Annotated in this window: 2 pseudogenes; both read left to right on the forward strand. The window is 42.8% G+C overall.

From position 1 onward, the window contains the following. Window positions 1-218: pseudogene (locus R8N49_RS28255) on the forward strand (lauroyl-Kdo(2)-lipid IV(A) myristoyltransferase); the annotation flags it as partial. Continuing rightward, window positions 215-628 (forward strand): annotated as a pseudogene (waaF, locus tag R8N49_RS28260) (lipopolysaccharide heptosyltransferase II); the annotation flags it as partial. The pseudogenes R8N49_RS28255 and waaF, both read left to right, overlap by 4 nt.

Genomic DNA, 628 nt, shown 5'->3' on the forward strand with positions numbered 1-628 from the left:
ATGGCACATTCGATATCGAAATTTTGCCTGCATTTGATTTAGACAAAGGTGAAGAACAAGACGCCCGCACCTGTAACGAAGCTATTGAATACTTCGTCGGTGATAAACCAGAACAATATATGTGGGTGCTACAGCTATTGCATTCACAAGAAGACGGCAACAATTATTACAATCTCTTTAAGCCGAGATACAACACTGACTGGCAAGTTGAAAAATGAAAAAAATTCTAATTATTGGCCCAGCATGGGTTGGTGATATGGTGATGTCCCAATCTCTTTACATCACACTAAAGCAACTGCACCCGGAAAGCCAAATTGATGTTATTGCACCCGGCTGGTGTAAGCCTATTCTTGAGCGTATGCCAGAAATTCACCAAGCAATCGAGATGCCGATAGGCCATGGTGAGTTTAATTTATTAGGCCGCAGAGAGATTGGTAAATCATTGCGTGAAAAGCAATACGACCACGCTTAGATTCTGCCAAAATCAGCGAAATCAGCTCTGATTCCTTGGTTTGCGAATATACCTCTGCGTACAGGATGGAAAGGAGAGATGCGCTACGGTCTTCTCAATGACCTGCGTCCAAATATGAAATCCTTCCAATACATGGTTGAGCGTTATGTGGCTCTC

This window comes from Vibrio sp. 1978 (assembly GCF_033344345.1).